Source organism: Bauldia sp. (assembly GCA_037200845.1).
In the GTDB taxonomy this organism is placed as follows: domain Bacteria; phylum Pseudomonadota; class Alphaproteobacteria; order Rhizobiales; family Kaistiaceae; genus DASZQY01.
In genome coordinates, this window is record JBBCGQ010000001.1 from 943,491 (window position 1) to 962,662 (window position 19,172).

Sequence of the window (19,172 nt, forward strand, 5' to 3'; positions counted from 1 at the left end):
CGGCGGGAGCGCATCGGCACCGAGCATCAGCCCTTGATGAAGGCCAGGAGATCGGCGTTGACGAGGTCCGGGTGGGTGGCGAACACCCCGTGCGAGAGGCCCTCGTAGGTCTTCAGCGTGCCGTTGCGGAGCAGCTTGATCGCCTTGTGCGCCGAGTCCGCGATCGGCACGATCTGGTCGTCGGTGCTGTGCAGCACCAGGACCGGAACCGTGATCGCCTTCAGGTCTTCGGTGAAGTCAGTCTCGGAGAACGCGGCGATGCAGTCGTATTGCGCCTTCGCGCCGCCGGTCATGCCCTGCCGCCACCAGTTGTCGACCAGCCCCTGCTTCACGTCCGCGCCCTTGCGGTTGAAGCCGTAGAACGGGCCGGCCGGAACGTCGATGAAGAACTGGGCGCGGTTGGCGACCAGCGCAGCGCGGAAGCTGTCGAACACCGCCATGGGCAGGCCTTCCGGATTGGCCGCGGTCTGCAGCATGATCGGCGGCACCGCGCCGATGAGCACCGCCTTCGCGACCCGGCCCGCCTCGGCGCGCGCGACATAGCGGGCGACTTCGCCGCCGCCGGTCGAGTGGCCGATGTGCACGGCGTTCTTGAGATCGAGGGCGCGGGCGAGTTCGATGACGTCGGCGGCGTAGGTGTTCATTTCGTTGCCGGTGTCGGTCTGGTCCGAGCGCCCGTGTCCGCGGCGGTCGTGCGCGATCACGCGATAGCCCTTCGCCAGGAAGAACAGCATCTGGTTGTCCCAGTCGTCGGAGCTCAGCGGCCAGCCGTGATGGAAGACGATGGGCTGCGCGTTCTTGGGGCCCCAATCCTTGTAGAAAATCTTCGTGCCGTCGCGGGTGGTGATCGTGCTCATTGCCGTCGTCCTTGTTCCGTTTGGGGCAACCCCTTGCCGCCCCCCGATGTGGACAAGATGCTGCAGCGGGCTGCAGAATGCCGGTGGCGGAATCGACAATTATCGAGGCGGAACCGACAATGGCCAGAAATCGGAAAATCGTCGCGGAAATCGGCTTGCTGATCTACCCCGACGCGCAACTGGCTGCGGTCCACGGCCTCACCGACCTGTTCCGTATCGCCGGCGAATGGGCGCCGTCAGACAAGGACGGCGTGCGTGCCGCGGTCCGCGTCAGTCATTGGCAGGCCGGCGCCGACGACGGCGACATCCAGTGCATCTGGGACAGTCATCCGGGCACGAAGCACCGGTTGACGCATGCGATCGCGCCGCCGAGCCTTGTCATGCCCGACAAGATGCGCCCGATGCACGTGCCGGCGGCATGGCTCGTCGAGCGGCATGCCGAGGGTACGACGCTCTGCTCGGTATGCGCCGGCGCATTCGTGCTCGCCGCGTCCGGGCTGGTCAACGGACGCCGCGCCACGACGCACTGGGCCTTCGCCAATGCACTGGCCGATCGCTTCCCCGAGATCGACGTCGCGGTCGAGCGCATGGTGATCGACGACGGCGACATCATGACGGCGGGAGGAATCCTGGCGTGGGTCGATCTCGGCCTCACGCTGGTGGAAAAATTCATGGGGCCGAGCACGATGCTCGCCACCGCGCGCTTCCTGCTCATCGAACCGCCGGGCAGGGAGCAGCGACCGTACAGCCAGTTCATACCGCGGTTCGATCATGGCGACGCCGCGATCCTGCGGGCCCAGCATCATCTGCACGCGACCGGCGCGCAGGCGCACGAGCTGGCGGAGCTGACCGCGATCGCGGGGCTGGAGGAGCGCACGTTCCTGCGCCGCTTCAGCAAGGCAACCGGCATGCGGCCAACCGAATACGCACAGCAGGTGCGCATCGCCAAGGCACGCGAATCGCTCGAAGCGACCAATCAGCCGGTGGAGCAGATTGCCTGGGAGGTGGGATACTCCGATCCCGCCGCGTTCCGGAAAATCTTCCAGCGGATCACCGGAATGGGGCCGAGCGCCTACCGCCAGCGCTTCGGCGTCGCCGACGCCCGCGACGCGCGGCCGGCTTGATCGCGGAACGATCCGATGGACGAGATTGACGCTACGCCGTTCGGGCCGCTCTAAGAGACCGGCGGCACGGGCAGCTCGGGAACGGCGTTGAGCAAGACCACATCCACTCTCATCGGCTGCGCGGCGATCCTCACGTGGTCGTTCCTCGCGCTGCTGACGACGGCGTCCGGCGCGATCCCGCCCTTCCAGTTGGCGGCGATGGCCTTCACTATCGGCGGCCTCGTCGGCGCGGTGAGCTGGATCTTCCGCCCCGCGGCCATCGCCTCGCTTCGCCAGCCGTGGCGAGTGTGGGCGCTCGGCATCGGCGGGCTCGCCCTCTACCACTGCTTCTATTTCTTCGCGATCCAGTCGGCGCCGCCGGTCGAGGCGAGCCTCATCGCCTACCTCTGGCCGCTGCTCATCGTCGTCTTCGCGGCGTTCCTGCCCGGCGAGAAGCTGAAGCTGCACCACGTCATCGGCGTCGCGCTGGGACTGGCCGGCGCGGTCGTGGCGATAACCAAAGGCGGCAGCGTCGGCCTCGCCGATGGCATCAAGCCCGGCCACCTCATGGCGCTCGCCTGCGCCTTCATCTGGTCCGGCTACTCGGTGCTGTCGCGCCGCTTCGGCAGCGTCCCGACCGACGTCGTCGCCGGCTTCTGCCTCGTCACCGCCGTCGTCACGCTGGCGCTGCACATCGCGCTGGAACCGACGGTGTGGCCCGCGACGCCGACGCAATGGATCGCGGTCGCGCTGCTCGGCGCGCTGCCGCTCGGCGCCGCGTTCTACGCCTGGGACTACGGCGTCAAGCACGGCGACATCATGGTGCTCGGCGCGCTCTCCTATGCGGCGCCGCTGCTGTCCACTATCGTCCTGCTCGCCGCCGGCTTCGGCGTCTTCACCTGGTCGGTGGCGCTCGCCTGCGTCCTCATCACGCTCGGCGCCGTGATCGCTGCCCGCGACATGATTTTCGCCCGCCGCCGCGCCCCCGCAACCTGAGCGCGAGACGCCAGACAGCACCCGCGAGGCCTCCGTACGCCATGGAACAAAGCGGCGGCGGGCGACGTTTATGCCTGTCGGGGGAGGGTTAGTGATTGCCCTTGGCGAGGTTAAGGCTTTGGCGACAAAGAGGAACTAGCTCTGCTCGCACGATGCGCTCCTCGGGGTGAAGCGTGGATCCAAGGGAACCGGCTGTAAAAATGTCTTCCGTGCGATCGGGTTCCGCTCCGACCACCCTCGTTGCCCAGGTCGATGAGCTCGCCGCCCTCTACCGCCTGACCGACGCCCTCTACCGCGCCCGCAGCTCCAGCGACGTTTACGAGGCCGCGCTCGATGCGATCCTCACCACGCTCGGCACCGGCCGCGCCTCCATCCTCCTGTTCGACAAGGCCGGCGTCATGCGCTTCGTCGCCTGGCGGGGGCTGTCCGACGAATACGTGAAGGCCGTCGAAGGCCACTCGCCGTGGACGACAGCCGAGCGCGATCCGCTGCCGATCTTCGTCGAGGATGCCGACCTCGCCGACGAGCCGGCGCCGATCAAGGCCGCGATAAAGCGCGAAGGCATCCGCGGCCTCGCCTTCATTCCGCTGGTCGCGCAGGGCGTCGTCATCGGCAAGTTCATGACCTACTACCGCACGCCGCACATCTTCGCGCCGCACGAGACCGACCTCGCCATCGCCATCGCGCGGCAGGTCGGCTTCAGCATCGAGCGCATCCGCGCCGAGAATGCGCGCCAGCTCGCCGAAGAAGAATTGCGCACCTCCGAGGAACGCTTCCGCCTGATGTCGGAGCACGCGCCGGTGATGATCTGGATCAGCGATCCGGTCGGCCGCTGCGTCCGCCTCAACACGATGCTGCGCACCTTCTGGGGTGTCGGCGAGGACCAGATCGCGACCTTCGACTGGCGCGATACGATGCATCCCGAGGACGAGGCCCGCATCACCGGACGCATGGTGGAGGCGACCATGCATCAGACCGAGGTGACGGTGAAGGGCCGCTTCCGCAACGCCGACGGCGCCTACCGCATACTGGAGACCAACGCCAAGCCGCACTTCTCGGCCAAGGGCGAATTCCTCGGCATGATCGGCGTCAACGTCGATGTCACCGAACGCGAGGAAGGCGAAAGCCGGCTGCGCGCCAGCGAGGAGCGCTTCCGCCTCGCCGTCGAGGCCGCGCCATCGAGCATGATGATGACCGACGCCGAAGGCCGCATCGTGCTCGCCAACGCGCAGGCCGAGCGCCTGTTCGGCTTCACCCGCGAGGAACTCGCCGCGCGCGATATCGCCACGCTGATCCCCGACGGCCACGCCCGCGCCGAGCCGAAGCCGCTGGGCGAGGGCGCCGAGACCCGCGCCATCCGCAAGGACGGCAGCGAGGTGCCGGTCGAGGTCGGCCTTAGCCCGATCGAGATGAGCGGCGGGCCGATGACGCTCGCCTCCGTCGTCGACATCAGCTACCGCAAGCAGGCCGAGTCGCAGCGCGACCTGCTGCTCGCCGAGCTCAACCATCGCGTCAAGAACACGCTGGCCGTGGTGCAGAGCATCGCGCACCAGACCTTCCGCGGCAACGATACCTCGCCCGACGCGCGCGCCGCCTTCGAAGGGCGGCTGGTGGCGCTGGCGACGGCGCACAATCTGCTCACCGAGGCGAACTGGAAGGGCGCCTCGCTCGAGCGCGTCGCCGGCGACGTGCTGCAGGTGCGCGACGTCAACCGCGAGCGCGTCACGCTGATGGGACCGGACGTGTCGCTGCAGCCGAAGGAGGCCCTCGCCATCGCCATGGCGCTGCACGAGCTGTCCACCAACGCCACCAAATACGGTGCCCTCTCCAACGACGGCGGCCATGTCTCGCTCGAGTGGGCGTGGATGGACGAGCCGAACGGCCTCCGCGTCGTCTGGCGCGAGCGCGGCGGCCCGCCGGTCACGGCGCCGACGCGCCGCGGCTTCGGCTCTCGTCTGGTCGAGCGCACCGTCGAGCAGGACCTCGACGGGGAGATCGCGATGGACTTCCGCGAGGACGGCCTGATCTGCTCGATGGAAGCCCACCTGCCGCGCCTTTCCGGTGAGCTTTGAGCCTGATCGAAGGCAAGCGCATTCTGGTGGTGGAAGACGAGGGCCTCGTCTCGGCGATGGTCGAGGACATGCTGGCCGAACTCGGCGCGCTCGTCGTCGGCACCGCCTCGACGATCGCGCGCGGCATGCTGCTCGCCCGCACCATCCGCGAGCTCGATGCCGCGATCCTCGACGTCAACGTGCGCGAGGAGCGCATCGACCCGGTCGCCGAGGCGCTGATCGGGCGCGGCGTGCCGATCGTGTTCGCCACCGGCTACGGCGCTGCGCCGGCGGTGGCCAGGGGGACGGCCGTGGTCCTCGACAAGCCCTACACCCGCGACAAGCTCGCTCGCGCGCTCAGCACCGTATTGTCCCATACTGCACCGTAGGCGAAGCCTCGGAACGAGTCGGGCGGGCCGGTGTTGCAGAGGGAGACTTCCCCTGCCGCCGGAGCACCCCATGGCCAAGATGCCGAAAACCCTCGACGTTCTTTTCCACGACACGTTGAAGGACATCTACTTCGCCGAGAAGAAGATCCTGTCGACGCTGCCCAAGATGGAAAAGGCGGCGCAGAGCGCCGACCTGAAGGCGGCGTTCGCCAAGCATCGCGGCGAGACGGCGGGCCACGTCGAGCGCCTCGAGGAAGTCTTCGGCATGATCGACAAGAAGCCCCAGGCCAAGACCTGCGACGCGATCATGGGCATCACCGAAGAGGGCGCCGAGATCATGAAGGAATACAAGGGCTCGCCGGCGCTCGATGCAGGGCTGCTCGCGGCGGCGCAGGCGGTTGAGCACTACGAAATCTCGCGCTACGGCACGCTGCGCACCTGGGCGCAGGAGCTAGGTCTCGACGATGCGGTCGAGCTGCTGCAGGCGACCCTCGACGAGGAGGAAGCGACCGACGAGGCGCTGACCGAGATCGCCGAGACCGTGGTCAACCAGGAAGCCGAAGCGGCGTAGCCCGCCTTCCGGGCGCGGCCAGTTCCGCCGCGCCCGCCGTTGTGGCAATCTCCGGCCCATGACGGGCAACACCCTCCGCCGCTTCGTGGCAGTGCTGGCGGCCTATCTCGTGCTCCTGCACGCGCTCGGCATGGGCGCCATGGCGGCGCCTGCGGGTGCGCAAGCCGGCCCGCTGCTCGTCGTTTGCACGATCGACGCGCACGCGTCGTCTCCGGCTTCGCCGGACCACGCGCCGGCCGAGCATACGCCGTGCGCGCTTTGCGGCCTCGGTGCCTGCGCCGCGGCGCCGCCGTCCGATGCATCCCTGCCGGCGCCGGTGGCGATCGCAATCGCGCCGCCGGCCGCGGCGACCGTCTCGGTCCTGCCGACCCGCGTCGTCGAATCGGCGGCGCCGCGCGGCCCGCCTCCGGCGGCCTGAACCGAACCTCCACCATTGCTTCAACCCCGGCGGCCGCATCGCGTGCCGCGCCCGGAGTCACACCATGCCCAGATTCCATTTCGCCGCGGCGTTCGGCGCCGTCCTCGCATTCCCGCTCGCCGCTTCCGCCCATATCACGCTGGAAAAACAGCAGGCCGCCGTCGGTGGCAGCTACAAGGCCGTGTTCCGCGTGCCCCATGGCTGCGGCGGATCGCCGACCGTCGCCATCCGCATCAAGATTCCGGACGGCGTCATCTCGGTGAAGCCGCAGCCGAAGCCCGGCTGGAAGGTGGCCACCGTCAAGGCCGCCTACGCCAAGCCCTACAAGCTTTACGGCGACACGCTGACCGAAGGCGTCACCGAGGTCGATTTCACCGGCGGCAACCTTCCCGACGAATTCTACGACGAGTTCGTCGTCAGCACCTATGTCACCGCCGACCTGAAGCCCGGCGACGCGCTCTACTTCCCGGTCGTACAGGAATGCGCCTCGGGCACCGAACGCTGGATCGAGATACCGGCGCTCGGCAAGAAGGCGCAGGAGAGCGAGCGCCCGGCGCCCAGCGTGACGCTGACGCCCGCCGCGGGCGACGGCGACTAGGCGCCGCCGATGCTCCGTGCGCTTGCCCTCGCATCGTTGCTGGCGCTCGCGGGCGCCGGCAACGCCTTTGCGCACGCCACGCTGCTGACGGCCAATCCCGCCGACGGCAGCGTGGTGGCGGAGGCGCCATCGGCATTCGTGCTCACCTTCGACGAGCCGGTCTCGCCGATCGCGCTCCGTCTGATCGAACCCGACGGCAGCGGCACCGATCTTGCCGGCGTCGTCGCGCGCAACGCGACGGTATCGGCGGCGGCGCCGGCGTTGGCGAAGGGCACGCATGCGCTGAGCTGGCGCGTCATCTCCGCCGACGGCCACCCCGTCGGCGGCTCGGTCGTCTTCTCCGTCGGCGGCATCTCGACCATGACCATGGCGTCGCCGCCCGCATCGCCGGCCGGCCGCGCCGTCGCCATCTGGGCAGCGCGGCTGCTGCTCTACCTCGGCCTGTTCGCCGGCGTCGGCGGCGCGTTCTTCGCGGCGTGGATCGCGGATGGCCCGCTGCCGGCCGGCCCGGCGCGCTTCGTTCGCCTGAGCATCGGCGTTGGCATCGTCGCCGCCGCCGCTTCGTTCGCACTTCAGGGCCTCGACGTCGTCGACGCGCCGTTCGCCGCGCTCGCGACGCGCGGGCCGTGGGCGGCGGCGCTGGCGACCAGCTACGCCTACACGATCGCGATCGCGGTCGTCGCGCTGTTGCTGGCGGCAGCCCCGCAACGATGGTCCACCGCGGTCGCGCTCGCGCTCGTCGGCGCCGCGCTCGCCGCCAGCGGGCATTCCGCCGACGCGCCTCCCTTCGCCCGTGTCGCCGTCTTCGTCCACGGCATCAGCATCGCGTTCTGGCTGGGCGCGCTGATCCCGCTTGCCGCGACCGTCCGCACCGGCGCGCTCGCCCGCTTCTCGCGCATCGCGCCCCTGCCGATTCTGACGCTCGTAGCGTCGGGCATAGCGCTGGCCGTCGCGCAGTTGGGCGCCATCTCCGCGCTGTGGGAGACCACCTACGGCCGCATCCTCGCAGCCAAGATCGCGCTCGTGGTCCTGCTCCTCGCCATCGCGGCATGGAACCGCTACCGCCTGACGCCGCGCGCCGATATCCGCGGCCTGCGCCGCGCCATCGTCGCCGAGGTCATCCTCGCGATCCTGATCCTCGGGCTCGTCGCGACCTGGCGCTTCACCCCGCCGCCGCGCACGCTGGCGGAGGTCGAGGTCCAGGCGACGCCGCTCCATTTCCATATCCACGGCGAGAAGGCGATGGCCGATGTCAGCCTGACGCCCGGCGGCCCCGGTCCCGTCGCGGTATCGCTGGCGATCCAGTCGGGCGACTTCGGTCTGCTCGACGCGAAGTCCGTGACCCTGACGCTGACCAACCCGGCGGCCGGCATCGAGGCCATCCGCCGGGAGGCCAAGCACCTCGACGGCGCCCTGTGGCGGATCGACGATCTGATACTGCCGGCACCTGGAAAGTGGACGGCGAAGATCGACATCCTGGTCACCGACTTCGATCAGGTGACGCTGGAGCAGAGCTTCGACGTTCCGCCCGCGTGACAGGCGCCACTTGGCCAAATCCCGGCCAATGGTATCTATTCGCCGGATAAGTGTCGGGCGGCGAGGGTGACGATGACGGACGCGACGGCGGCCACGCGGGAGAAGCACGCCATAGAGCGCGCCGCCCGCCTGCCGATCTGGAAGGGCAAGGTCACGCCGGTGCGGCTGCCCGGCGGCATCACCAACATGAATTTCACGGTCGAGGACGCCGGCGAGCGCTACGTCGTGCGCGTCGGCGACGACATTCCCGTCCACCAGATCCTGCGTTTCAACGAACACGCCGCCTCCAAGGCCGCGTTCGACTCCGGCGTCTCGCCCGAGGTCGTGCACATCGAGGCCGGCATCCTCGTCATCCGCTACATCGCCGGCACGACGCTCACCGCCGCCGACGTCCGCGACCCGGCGCGGCTGACGCGCATCGTGCCGATGCTTAAGCGCGTCCACCGCGACATGCCGCACCATCTGCGCGGCCCGCTGCTCGCCTTCTGGGTGTTCCACGTCATCCGCGACTACGCCCACACGCTCACGGAGCGGAAGAGCCGCCACGCGCCGCGTCTGCCGGAACTGGTCGATATCGCCGAGGGTCTCGAGCTCGAGGTCGGCCCAGTCGACTTCGTCTTCGGCCACAACGACCTGCTGCCATCGAACTTCATCGACGACGGCAAGCGCATCTGGGTGATCGACTGGGACTACGCCGGCTGGAACTCGCCGCTGTTCGATCTGTCGAACCTCGCCTCCAACGCCGAATTCTCGCCCGAGCAGGAGGAGCGCCTGCTGGTCGCCTACTTTGGCCGCACGCCCGACCAGCGTCTGTGGACCAGCTACAACGCGATGAAATGCGCCTCGCTGCTGCGCGAAACGATGTGGAGCATGGTGTCGGAGATCACATCGCAGCTCGATTTCGACTACGCCGCCTACACCGAGGATTATCTCGGCCGCTTCGTCGCCGCCAACGCCGCGCGCAAGGCCCGCCAGCGCGCCTAGGGCACCGTCGAAGCTTCGACGATCTTGTTGCGCTCGGCCGTCATTGACACCGAATAGACCACCGGCACGCCGAACACGGTGACGCCCACCTCGCACGACCGCTGCTTCCGCGCCGCGGCGCAATTTCTGACCGACATGATCGCGCGGTACTGCACGATGCAGGTGAAGTCCGAATAGGCGAAGCCGGCCCTGGCCCTGTTCGGCCGCGGCGTCTTCTCGATGGGATCGGCGCGGCCGCTCAGCGCATATTCGCGCGTGCGCCCGTCGCGCAGGGTGACGTGGATGGTGGCGCTCGCCCACACGTAAGTCGCCTTCAGCCCGAAGCGCAGGTCCTCGACATCGACCGAGGCGACGTCGGCCCGGCTGGGCTCGCAGGCGATGAGCTGATTGTTGTCGACCGGCGCGGCCGACGCTGACATCGCCGACGCCGAAAGCGCGGCGAACCCCGCCGCGGCCAGCCATCCCAACCCTCTCATGTGCTCCCCCCGCGTCCGTTTCGCCGCTTCGACGCGTTCACCGAATCGCCGACCGCAATGACGCTAGCGCCCGAATATCTCAGTTTTATCATGCCCGTTAGCGTTGCACTGTTGCAGCACTGCCACTGCCGCTTGCCGTTCCGGACTGCGGTTTTCCGTGCCATAACCGCCCCGGAAGGGGAGGCGCAACCACATGATTCCCGATCGGGCGGGCGTCGTCGTCATCGGCGGCGGGATCATCGGCTGCTCCACCGCCTACCATCTCGCCCGTGACCACAAGGCCGATGTCGTGCTGATCGAGCGCGGCAAGCTGACCGGCGGCTCGACCTGGCACGCCGCCGGACTCGTCGGCCAGCTCCGCTCGTCGGCATCGATCACGCAGGTGCTGCGTTGCTCGGTCGAGCTCTACAAGAAGCTCGAGGCCGAGACCGGGCTCGCCACCGGCTGGCGCCAGACCGGCTGCCTGCGGCTCGCCACCAACGCCGACCGCTGGACCGAATTCCGTCGCCAGGCGACGACCGCCGGCTCCTTCGGCCTCGACATGCATCTGCTGTCGCCGGCGGAGGCGAGGAAACTCTGGCCGCTGCTTGAGACGCACGATCTCGTCGGCGCGACCTTCATGCCGAGCGACGGGCAGGCTTCGCCCTCCGACATTGCCCAGTCGCTGGCACGAGGCGCGCGCACCCACGGCGCGAAATTCCACGAGGGCGTCGCCTGCACCGGCTTCGACGTCCGCGACGGCCGCGTCGTCGGCGTCCGCACCAGCGAGGGGACCATTGCGTGCGAGAAGGTCGTCGTCTGCGCCGGCCTCTGGTCGCGCCAGGTAGCGGCGCTCGCCGGCGTCAGCGTGCCGCTCCAGCCGGTCAAGCATCAGTACGTGATCACCGAGAAGATCGCCGGCATCGAGCCGGGCATGGCAACCATCCGCGATCCGGATCTGCGGACCTACTTCAAGGAGGAAGTCGGCGGCCTCGTCTTCGGCGGCTACGAGCCCGACCCGGTGGCGTGGGTCACCGGCGATGCGCCCGACGACTTCGAGTTCCAGTTGTTGGAAGACGACTGGGGCCATTTCGAGCAGCACATGAGCGCTGCGCTGCAGCGCATCCCGGCGCTGGAGACCGCCGGCATCAAGCAGATGATCAACGGGCCGGAGTCGTTCACGCCGGACGGCAACTTCATCCTCGGCGAGGCGCCCGAGGTGCGCAACTTCTTCGTCGGCGCCGGCTTCAACGCCTTCGGCATCGCGTCCGGCGGCGGGGCAGGGTGGGTGCTCGCCGATTGGGTGGCGCGCGGCGAGCAGCCGATGGACCTCTGGGTCGTCGACATCCGCCGCTTCTCCGAGCTGCACAAGGACAAGGCGTGGACCCGCGAGCGCACGCTGGAGGCCTACGGCAAGCACTACACGGTCGCGTACCCGCTGGAGGAATACGAGAGCGGCCGCCCGCGCATCGTCTCGCCGCTCTACGAGCGGCTGAAGACTCGCCGCGCGGTGTTCGGCTCGAAGCTCGGCTGGGAGCGCGCCAACTGGTTCGCGCCCGAGAGCGTTGAGCCGCGCGACGTTTACACCTTCGGCCGCGGCAACTGGTTCGATCACGTCGGCCGCGAGCACGAGGCGTGCCGCGAACGCGTCGCGATCTTCGACCAGTCGTCATTCGCGAAATTCGAGATGCGGGGCAGGGACGCGGCGAAGGCTCTGTCGTGGATCGCCGCCAACGACGTCGCCAAGGCGCCTGGCCGGCTGACATATACGCAGTTGCTCAACTCCCGCGGCGGCATCGAGTGCGACCTCACAGTCGCCCGCCTGGCGGAGGATCACTTCTATATCGTCACCGGCACCGGCTTCCGCACGCATGACTTCGCCTGGATCAGGCAGAACACGCCGCTGGGATTGGACGCGACGCTCACCGACGTCACCGAGCAGTACGGCACGCTGTCGCTGTTCGGTCCGCGCGCCCGCGATGTGCTGGCCGCCGTCACTGATGCCGACATATCGAACGCCGCGTTCCCCTTCGGCGCGGTGCGCGAGCTGACGCTCGCCGGCCGCAAGGTCCGTGCCCTCCGCGTCACCTACGTCGGCGAGCTCGGCTGGGAGCTACACATGCCGATCGCCGACACCGGCGTCGTCTTCGACGCCCTGATCGCCGCCGGCGCGCCGCACGGCATCGCGCCCGCCGGCTACCGCGCCATCGAGTCGCTGCGGCTGGAGAAGGGCTACCGCGCCTGGGGGCAGGACATCACGCCGAACGACACTCCGCTGCAGGCCGGCCTCGGCTGGGCGGTGAAGCTGAAATCCGCGCAGCCATTTCTCGGCCGCGAGGCGGTGGAGAAATCAGCGACCGCGCCGCTGGTGAAGCGGCTGATGACCTTCACGGTCGCTGATCCCAAAATCGCGCTGGTCGGCCGCGAGACCATCTTCCGCAACGGCGAGCGCGTGGGCTACCTGACCTCCGGCGGCTGGGGCTACACGGTCGGCGCGAACATCGGCATGGGCTACGTGCGCAATCCCGCCGGCGTCTCGGACGAATATCTGAATTCCGGCACCTACGAACTGGAAGTTGCGACCGTTCGTGTGCCCGCCGCGTTGCATGTGGGTCCGCTCTACGATCCGGCGGGCTCGCGCATCAAGGCGTGACTATCTCCGCTTTCGTGGGGAAAACGAGCGGCGCACATTTCTGCCACACGCAGCGCAGAGATTCTTTTGCACTGCACCGAACCTTTCCGCCGGCCGGGCGTTCTCCTCACTCGTTGAAGGAGGGCCCATGCCTGCAGATCAGCCGACCAAACGTCGTAGCGGACCGAAGAAGGTGTCTTTTATCGGGACGTACGTTCCTCGTCGCTGTGGCATTGCCACGTTTTCCAACGATCTGCTGACCGCGCTGTCGAAGGAAGCAGCATCGACCGAATGGTGGTCGGTCGCGCTCAACGACGGTGCGGAAAATTATGATTACCCGCCCGAGGTGCATTTCGAGATCGCGCAGAAGAGTCTCGCCGACTACCGCAAGGCCGTCGATTTCCTGAACATGAATCAGGTCGAGGCCGTCAGCCTGCAGCACGAGTTCGGCATCTACGGCGGCTCGGCCGGCAGCTACATCCTCCGACCGCTCGAAAATCTCCGCATGCCGGTGGTGACGACGCTGCATACCGTGCTCAAAGAACCGAACTCCGAGCAGAAGGACATCATCCGGGCGATCGGCGAATTCTCCGACCGCGTCGTCGTGATGAGCGAGATGGCCGAGCAGGTGCTCACCTCGGTCTACGGCATCCCCAAGGAGCGCGTCGCGGTGATCCCGCACGGCGTGCCCGACATGCCGTTCCTCGACACGTCCTACAACAAGGACCAGTTCGATCTGGTCGGCAAGAAGGTGATCCTCACCTTCGGCCTTCTCTCGGAAGGCAAGGGCCTCGAATACGTCATCGAGGCGCTGCCCGACATCGTCAAGGTTCACCCTGAGGCGATCTTCGCGATCCTCGGCGCCACCCACCCCGAGGTGAAACGGCGCGAGGGCGAAGCGTATCGCCAGATGCTCCAGCGCAAGGCGCTCGACCTCGGCGTGGGCGACAACGTCGTCTTCTACAATCAGTTTATCGACACGCCGACACTGCTGGCCTTCCTGTCGGCGGCCGACGTCGTCGTCACGCCCTATCTCGGCCGCGAGCAGATCGTCTCCGGCGTGCTGTCGTATGCGCTGGGCGCCGGCAAGGCCATCGTGTCGACGCCGTACTGGTACGCCGAGGAGATGCTCGCCGATAACCACGGCGTCCTTGTTCCCTTCAAGGACGCGAAGGCGACCGGCGCGGCGATCACCGAGCTTCTGTCCAACGACATCGAGCGCAACGCCATGCGCAAGCGCGCCTATCTCCGCGCCCGCCCGATGATATGGAGCGAAGTCGCACAGCAATACCTGCGCCTGTTCCGCGACGTGCGCCGCGAGCGCGGCGTGCGGCCGCGCGTCTACCGGATGAAGACGCTGGAATCGACGGCGCTCGACCTGCCGTATCCGCGGCTCGACCATCTGCGCGTGCTGACCGACGACACCGGCATCCTGCAACACGCACGCTTCGACATTCCCGACCGCGACCACGGCTACTGCACCGACGACAATGCGCGTGCGCTGATCGTCACGCTGCAGACGCAGCATGTGCTTGCCGATAGGGACGACGATCGCGGCGTGCTCGCGCACCGCTACCTGTCGTTCCTGCAGCAGGCCTACAACGAGCAGAACGGCCGCTTCCGGAATTTCATGGGCTACGACCGCCGCTGGAAGGAGGAGGAAGGCAGCGAGGATTCGCATGGCCGCGCCCTCTGGGCGCTGGGCCAGACCGTGCTCGATTCTCCGTCACAAAGCATGGCGGCGGCCGCCATGGCGCTGTTCGAACGCGCGCTGCCCCGGGCCATCGAGCTCGAGTCGCCGCGCGCCGTCGCTTACTCGCTGCTGGGCGTCGAGGCGTACCTCCGGCGCTTCAGCGGAGCGACCGAAGTCCGCCGGGCTCATCTCGTTCTGGCGGAGCGGATACTGGAGGCGTTCACGCTCAACGCGAAAGCCGACTGGCCGTGGCCGGAGGAGACGCTTACCTACGCCAACGGCCTTCTGCCGCATGCCTTGATCGGCGCCGGCAATCGCCTCGGCCGGCAGGAAATGATCGACACCGGCCTGCGTACGCTGCAGTGGCTGAGCGAGCTGCAGACCGATCCCAAGGGGCATTTCGTCCCGATCGGCAATCGCGGCTGGTTCAGCCGCGACGGTGTGCAGGCGCGTTTCGACCAGCAGCCGATCGAGGTCCAGCACATGACGGACGCCGCGCTGGAAGCTTTCCGCGCCACCGGCGACCACCAGTGGCTGGATGTCGCCCGCCGCGCCTTCGAATGGTTCCTCGGCCGCAACGATCTCGGCCAGCCGGTCTGCGACCACGCCACCGGCGGCTGCCGCGACGGCCTGCAGCCCGAGGGGCTGAACCACAACCAGGGCGCGGAATCGACGCTCGCCTGGCTGCACTCGCTGCTCGCGATGCACATCGCCACCGGCACAGCGTCCGTCGCCGTACGCGACATCACCACGGCGCGTCGCGCGTCGCCCGTGCCTTCGAACAGCGCGCCCGTTCCCGAGCGCGCCGTCGGCGCCCCCCACATTCGAGGTTGAACAGATGCTGACCCAGGCTCCTTTCCGCGAACTGTTCACCCGCCACAAGGCGAACCCGATCATCACGGCAAAGGATCTGCCATACCGCGCGAGCACCGTGTTCAATCCCGGCGCCACGCTGTTCGAGGGCGAAACGCTGCTAATGATCCGCGTCGAAGATTTTCGCGGTCACTCGCACTTGACTGTCGCCCGCTCCAAGGACGGCGTCTCCAACTGGCGCTTCGACAAGGAGCCGACGTTCCTGCCCTCGCCGGAGAAATACCCGGAGGAGATCTGGGGCGTCGAGGATCCGCGCATCACCTACATCGAGGACCAGAAGAAATACGTCATCTGCTACACCGCCTTCTCCGTCGGCGGTCCGCTGGTCTCGATGGCCACCACCACCGACTTCCAGACCTTCCAGCGTCTGGGCCCCGTGATGCCGCCCGACGACAAGGACGCGGCGCTCTTCCCGGTCAAGTTCAAGGGCCGCTGGGCGATGCTGCATCGTCCGGTGCCGACGACGTCGGCCTCCGGCGCGCATATCTGGCTGTCGTGGTCGCCCGACCTGAAGCATTGGGGCGATCACCACATCCTCTTGTGGGCGCGCCGCGGTGGCTGGTGGGACGCCAACAAGATCGGCCTGTCGCCGCCGCCGCTGTGGACCCCGGAAGGCTGGCTGCTGATGTATCACGGCGTGCGCATCAACGCCTCCGGCGCCATCTATCGCCTCGGCCTGGCGCTGCTCGATCTGGAAAATCCGACGCAGGTCATCTCGCGCGGCGACGAATGGATCTTCCAGCCGGAGCAGGACTACGAGCGCTTCGGCGACGTGGACAAGGTCGTGTTCCCGTGCGGCTGGGTCGAGCAGGACGGCGAGGTTCGCATCTATTACGGCGCCGCGGATTCGAGCATTGCGCTCGCTACCGCCAGCGTCACCGAGATGCTCGACTGGCTGAAGCACACCCAGGCCCAGCCCCGCCGCGCCGACGTCTAGCAACGGCGGCGCTAACGGCGCCCCGTTCCCATCGTCGTGGTTTTTCGCTACCTAGCCTCCTTCTCGTTTCGAATGAGGGTCGCGTGATCGTTCCTGTCATCATGTCCGGCGGCGCCGGAACGCGCCTGTGGCCTGCCTCCCGGCTCGACGCGCCGAAGCCTTTCCTGCCGCTCGTCGACGGTCAATCGACGTTTGCGCTGACGCTCACCCGCATCGCCGACCGCGGCCGCTACGCCGAGCCGCTGATCGTCACCAGCGCCGACCATCGTTATTTGGTCGAGACTGCGTTGGAGAAGGCCGGTGTGAGCGCCGCCCTGCTGCTTGAGCCGATGGCGCGCGACACCGCCGCCGCGGTCGGCGCGGCGGCCGCCTTTGCCGTGTCTAAGGACAAGAACGCCGTGATACTCGTGCTCGCGGCCGATCATCTCATCGACGATGGCGACGCCTTCGCGAGCGTCGTCGACGCCGCGCTGCCCGCCGCCGAAGCCGGCCGCATCGTCGTCTTCGGGGTGAAGCCGCGCGGCGCCTCGACCGCCTTCGGCTACATCAAGCCGGGCGCCGCGACCGGCCAAGGCACCGCCAAGGCGGTCGAGCAGTTCGTCGAGAAGCCCGACGCCAAGCGCGCCGCCGAACTGGTCAAGGACGGCTACCTCTGGAACTCCGGCATCTTCCTCATGCGCGCCTCGGTCGCGCTGTCGGAGCTCGACGCCTACGCCGCCGAGATAGGCGCCGCCGCGCGGAAGGCAGTCGCCGCCGGCCAGGTCGACGGCAACGTCACGACGATCGACAAGGCCGCCTTCGAGGCCGCGCCGAAAAAATCCATCGACTACGCCGTCATGGAGAAGACGAAGCTCGCCGTGGTCGTGCCTGCCGACTTCGACTGGAACGATCTCGGCACCTGGTCGTCGGTCTGGGACGAGAGCCAGAAGGACGAGGACGGCAACGTCGCGGTCGGCAACGTCACGTTCGTCGATGCCAAGGACAACTACGTCTCGAGCGAGACCGACACCGTCGGCGTCGTCGGCGTCGGCGATCTGGTGGTCGTCGCGGCCGACGGCTCGATCCTGGTGACGACGCGCTCGCGCGCCGCCGAGGTCAAGGAACTGGTCGCCGCCGTGCAGGCCAAGCCCGAGGCGAACTTCGGCGACTTCGTCCGCCACTTCCGGCCATGGGGCAACTACCAGTCCCTCGATCAGGGTCCGCGCCATCAGGTGAAACGCATCGTAGTGACATCCGGCGCCCGCCTGTCGCTGCAGAAGCATTTCCACCGCGCCGAGCACTGGACCGTGGTCTCGGGCATCGCCGACATCACCATCGGCCCCGACATGGATAACCTGAAGACGATCCGCGTGAACCCGAACGAGTCGGTGCACATCCCGCTCGGCCACATCCACCGCATGGCCAACCCGGGCAGGGAGCCGATGACGCTGATCGAGGTGCAGATCGGCGACTATCTCGGCGAGGACGACATCGTCCGCCTGCAGGACGACTACGGCCGCAAAGACGCCTAGGCGCGTTTACCGTCCGTAAACCAGCCCGCGAGAGCGGCCGAAACCGCGCCGCCGATTCCGCCGTATCTGACTCCATTCCAGTGGGCGACGGCTACGTATTATTCACGAGTCGCGCGCTTCCGTGTCCGACCAATCCGGGAAACCGCGCGTGCCGCCTGCCACCACGCTTAAAATTATCTCGCCCACGCCGGCGGCCGACGAAGAGGCGCTCCGCCTCTCCGAGCTTCTGAGCGCGCTGAGCCATGCGCTGGACCTGACCGAGGGCCAGCCGGAAGGGCACTGCGTCCGCTGCTGCTGGATCGGCACCGCGATCGGCCGCGAGCTCGGCCTCGCCGAGACCGAGTTGTGGGAACTCTACTACACGCTGCTCCTCAAGGACGTCGGCTGCTCGTCCAACGCCGCCCGCATCTCCGCGCTCTACAAGACCGACGATCTGCTGTTCAAGCACGACGTCAAGATCGTCGGCACCAGCCTGCCGGCGCTGCTCGGCTTCGTCGTCTCGCACACCGCCGGCGCCGCGAGCCTCGCCGACCGCGTGCAGACGATCCTGTCGGTCGTGCCGCAGACCCCGCGCGTCGCTAACGAGATTATCAAGACGCGCTGCGAGCGCGGGGCCGACATCGCCCGCCGCCTGCGCTTCTCGGAACGCGTCGCGAGCGGCATCCACGACCTCGACGAACATTGGGACGGCAGCGGCAACCCCGCCGGCAAGAAGGGCGAGGCGATCCCGGTCTATGCCCGCATCGCGCTGCTGGCGCAGGTCGTCGATGTGTTCAACACTGCCTACGGCCGCATCGAGACGCGCAAGGAAGTCGCCCGCCGCGCCGGCTCGTGGTTCGACCCGGCGCTGGTCGCAGCCTTCACGCGCGCGCAGGGCAAGCTCGGCTTCTGGGAGGGGCTGGCCTCGCCGCACCTCGAAAGCACCATCCTCGAGCTTGAGCCGGGCCGCCAGGCCAAGACTCTGGATGACGATTTCCTCGACGATATTGCCGAAGCCTTCGCCGAGGTCGTCGACTCGAAAAGCCCGTATACCAGCGGCCATTCCTCGCGGGTCGCCGCCTTTGCCGACATGATCGCCGCCGAGCTGGGCTTCCCGGAGGAACGCCGCCGCTGGCTGAAGCGCGGCGCGCTGCTCCACGATATCGGCAAGCTCGGCGTCTCCAGCGCCATCCTCGACAAGCCCGCCCGGTTGACCACCGCGGAGCGCGACGCCATGCGCCAGCACGCCGCCCTGACCGAGACGATCCTGTCGCGCATCGCCGCCTTCGCCGAACTCGCCCGCGTCGCCGGCGCCCATCACGAGCGCCTCGACGGCAAGGGCTACCCGCACGGCCTCGCCGGCGACGAGATCGCGATGGAAACGCGCATTCTGACGACCGCCGACATCTTCGACGCGCTGACCGCCAAGCGGCCCTACCGCGACGCCCTGCCGGAAGACACCGCGCTGGAGATCATGGCGGCCGAAGTCGGCAGCGCGATCGACCCGCGCTGCTTCACCGCGCTCCGGATCGCGCTGGCGAAGCGCCGCACCTAGCGCCACATGGGGGAGGGCACCTTGCCCTCCGCTC

General features: G+C 68.1%; 16 protein-coding genes. 14 read left to right on the forward strand and 2 right to left on the reverse strand.

Features of this window, described 5'->3' with window-relative positions:
* Nucleotides 1–26 precede the first annotated feature (26 nt).
* Entirely contained in the window at nt 27–857 is an 831-nt protein-coding gene (locus WDM94_04590) for an alpha/beta hydrolase (GenBank protein MEJ0011904.1), read from the reverse strand.
* Nucleotides 858–976: 119 nt separating this feature from the next.
* On the opposite strand from WDM94_04590, the gene WDM94_04595 reads away from it, so the two are divergent.
* From WDM94_04595 to WDM94_04635, 9 genes are all read left to right on the forward strand, one after another.
* Nucleotides 977–1,981 (forward strand): GlxA family transcriptional regulator, encoded by a 1,005-nt coding sequence (locus WDM94_04595; GenBank protein MEJ0011905.1) that lies wholly within the window; start codon nt 977–979, stop codon nt 1,979–1,981.
* 87 nt (nt 1,982–2,068) lie between these two features.
* Nucleotides 2,069–2,956, forward strand: a complete 888-nt coding sequence (locus tag WDM94_04600; GenBank protein MEJ0011906.1) for an EamA family transporter — start codon at nt 2,069–2,071, stop codon at nt 2,954–2,956.
* Between the two features lie 209 nt (nt 2,957–3,165).
* Complete coding sequence (locus WDM94_04605) at nt 3,166–5,028, forward strand: PAS domain S-box protein (protein MEJ0011907.1); 1,863 nt, start codon at nt 3,166–3,168, stop codon at nt 5,026–5,028.
* Entirely contained in the window at nt 5,025–5,396 is a 372-nt protein-coding gene (locus WDM94_04610) for a response regulator (protein MEJ0011908.1), read from the forward strand. Before WDM94_04605 ends, WDM94_04610 begins: the two co-directional genes overlap by 4 nt.
* A gap of 70 nt (nt 5,397–5,466) precedes the next feature.
* Complete coding sequence (locus WDM94_04615; protein MEJ0011909.1) at nt 5,467–5,967, forward strand: DUF892 family protein; 501 nt, start codon at nt 5,467–5,469, stop codon at nt 5,965–5,967.
* A gap of 58 nt (nt 5,968–6,025) precedes the next feature.
* Nucleotides 6,026–6,385: a hypothetical protein gene (locus WDM94_04620; GenBank protein MEJ0011910.1), complete on the forward strand. Its 360-nt coding sequence runs from the start codon at nt 6,026–6,028 to the stop codon at nt 6,383–6,385.
* A gap of 64 nt (nt 6,386–6,449) precedes the next feature.
* Nucleotides 6,450–6,983: a YcnI family protein gene (locus WDM94_04625; GenBank protein ID MEJ0011911.1), complete on the forward strand. Its 534-nt coding sequence runs from the start codon at nt 6,450–6,452 to the stop codon at nt 6,981–6,983.
* Between the two features lie 9 nt (nt 6,984–6,992).
* Nucleotides 6,993–8,519: a copper resistance protein CopC gene (locus tag WDM94_04630; protein MEJ0011912.1), complete on the forward strand. Its 1,527-nt coding sequence runs from the start codon at nt 6,993–6,995 to the stop codon at nt 8,517–8,519.
* Between the two features lie 72 nt (nt 8,520–8,591).
* Entirely contained in the window at nt 8,592–9,503 is a 912-nt protein-coding gene (locus tag WDM94_04635; GenBank protein ID MEJ0011913.1) for a phosphotransferase, read from the forward strand.
* On the opposite strand, the gene WDM94_04640 is transcribed toward WDM94_04635, so the two are convergent.
* The gene (locus WDM94_04640) at nt 9,500–9,979 is read right to left on the reverse strand and encodes a hypothetical protein (protein MEJ0011914.1); all 480 of its coding nucleotides are present in this window, start codon (nt 9,977–9,979) and stop codon (nt 9,500–9,502) included. The genes WDM94_04635 and WDM94_04640 overlap by 4 nt on opposite strands.
* Nucleotides 9,980–10,172: 193 nt before the next feature.
* On the opposite strand from WDM94_04640, the gene WDM94_04645 reads away from it, so the two are divergent.
* From WDM94_04645 to WDM94_04665, 5 genes are all read left to right on the forward strand, one after another.
* Entirely contained in the window at nt 10,173–12,611 is a 2,439-nt protein-coding gene (locus WDM94_04645; GenBank protein MEJ0011915.1) for an FAD-dependent oxidoreductase, read from the forward strand.
* Nucleotides 12,612–12,738: 127 nt separating this feature from the next.
* Nucleotides 12,739–15,117 (forward strand): glycosyltransferase, encoded by a 2,379-nt coding sequence (locus WDM94_04650; GenBank protein ID MEJ0011916.1) that lies wholly within the window; start codon nt 12,739–12,741, stop codon nt 15,115–15,117.
* Nucleotides 15,118–15,121: 4 nt separating this feature from the next.
* Entirely contained in the window at nt 15,122–16,093 is a 972-nt protein-coding gene (locus WDM94_04655; GenBank protein ID MEJ0011917.1) for a hypothetical protein, read from the forward strand.
* An 83-nt stretch (nt 16,094–16,176) separates the two neighbouring features.
* Complete coding sequence (locus WDM94_04660; GenBank protein MEJ0011918.1) at nt 16,177–17,604, forward strand: mannose-1-phosphate guanylyltransferase/mannose-6-phosphate isomerase; 1,428 nt, start codon at nt 16,177–16,179, stop codon at nt 17,602–17,604.
* Nucleotides 17,605–17,752: 148 nt separating this feature from the next.
* Nucleotides 17,753–19,138 carry an HD-GYP domain-containing protein gene (locus WDM94_04665; GenBank protein MEJ0011919.1) on the forward strand — a complete coding sequence of 462 codons (1,386 nt, stop codon included), beginning with the start codon at nt 17,753–17,755 and terminating at the stop codon, nt 19,136–19,138.
* Nucleotides 19,139–19,172: the final 34 nt, after the last annotated feature.